The organism is Inquilinus limosus MP06, assembly GCF_000767795.1.
In the GTDB taxonomy this organism is placed as follows: domain Bacteria; phylum Pseudomonadota; class Alphaproteobacteria; order DSM-16000; family Inquilinaceae; genus Inquilinus; species Inquilinus limosus_E.
The window spans coordinates 1-1,393 of sequence record NZ_JANX01000958.1 but is presented as its reverse complement, the minus strand read 5'-3'; the positions used below and the strand labels follow the sequence as shown (position 1 = coordinate 1,393).

Genomic DNA, 1,393 nt, shown 5'->3' with positions numbered 1-1,393 from the left:
CCAGGGCCGCGACCGCCGCCGCCGACAGCGCCGTGATCAGCCAGAACGTCATGCGCCAGCCCAGGGCCTCCCCGATCGCGTACCGAGCGGAACCCCGAACACGGCTGACGCCGTCAGCCCGAGCGCCACGGTGGCGATCGCCGCGCCCTTGCGATGCGGCTCCGCCCGGGACGCCGCCAGGGCATAGGCGGTCGAGGTATAGAGCGCCGCGACCGCGCCGGCGACGACGCGCATGGCCATCAGCGTCCAATAGGTTGGCGCCGCCGCGCACAGCGCATTCGCCAGCGCGAAGATCGCCAGCGTGACGATGACGACCCGGACCTGCCGCAGCGCGGCCGTCAGCGGCACCAGCAGCGGCGCGGCGAGGGCGTAGGTCAGGGCATAGGCCGTGACCGTCTGCCCCGCCGCGTCGAGATCGGTGCCGAACTGCGCCGCGATCGCCGGCAGGATGCCCGACACCACGAAGACGTCCGTGCCGATCGCGAAGGTTCCCAAAGCGAGAACCCAGATCCGAATGTCCCGTGCCCGCGCCATCCCGGAGCTCTCGTTCCGCCGTGATCGCGAGTGTCTAGCACCCCCTCGGCAGGCAGGTCCTGCCGAACTATGCCAATGGACTGGGCCGATATGGCATGATCCGCCGCCTTGGCGTCAGAAATTGGAGAAGCATGCCAAAATGGATCTCGACCCCATCGATATCAGGATCCTGCGCGAGCTGCAGGCGGATGGGCGGCTGACCAATGTCGAGCCGGCGGACAGGGCGGGCCTGTCGCCGTCGCCGTGCCTGCGTCGCGTCAAGGCGCTCGAGGCTGGCGGGGTCATCCGCGGCTACCACGCGGCGCTGGACCGGGAGGCGCTGGGCCTGGGCCTCACCGTCTTCGTCGGCGTCAAGGTCGCGCACCGCCCGGCCGAGGCGACGCCGACCTTCTGGGAGGCCGTCCAGACCCTGCCGGAGGTCATCACCTGCCACCTGGTGTCCGGCGAGGCCGATTTCCTGCTCCAGGTCGTGGTGCCGGATCTGGCGGGGTATGAGCGGTTCCTGCTGGGAACGCTGCTGAAGCTGCCCGGCGTGACCGATGTGCGCAGCAATTTCGCGATCAAGGCAGTCAAGCCGGACGCGCGGCTGCCGCTGGGCCATTTGCCGTCCCAGGACCGCGGCTAACGCTCCGCCGGGAAGACGAAGGGCGGCGGCAGGCGCAGGGTCAGCGGGTCGCCGACCGACACCGCCGGAAGGTCCGGGGTGTAGCGGTCGGCCTCGATCCGGATCGGGTCGGGCGACAGCGGCGTCTCGGCCTCCACCGTCACCGTGGTGGCGCTGTGCAGCACCGCCGGGCGGTGCCGGCCACCAGCCGGTCGCCCGACGTGCCCGCCGGCAGCAGCCGGATGGCGCGGGGCC

Annotated in this window: 3 protein-coding genes; 1 reads left to right on the top strand and 2 read right to left on the bottom strand. The window is 71.4% G+C overall.

The window, feature by feature from the left end; all coding sequences use genetic code 11:
• Window positions 1–48: 48 nt before the first annotated feature.
• A complete protein-coding gene (locus tag P409_RS34380) occupies window positions 49–534 on the bottom strand; it encodes an MFS transporter (RefSeq protein WP_081992216.1) in 486 nt (161 codons plus the stop codon).
• A 139-nt stretch (window positions 535–673) separates the two neighbouring features.
• Here P409_RS34380 and P409_RS34375 point away from each other — a divergent pair, with 139 nt between their 5' ends.
• Entirely contained in the window at window positions 674–1,159 is a 486-nt protein-coding gene (locus P409_RS34375) for an Lrp/AsnC family transcriptional regulator (RefSeq protein WP_034849359.1), read from the top strand.
• Here the strand turns inward: P409_RS34375 and P409_RS39735 are convergent.
• A partial coding sequence (locus P409_RS39735; RefSeq protein ID WP_161790531.1) for a hypothetical protein occupies window positions 1,156–1,393 on the bottom strand: 238 nt, incomplete at its 5' end. The genes P409_RS34375 and P409_RS39735 overlap by 4 nt on opposite strands.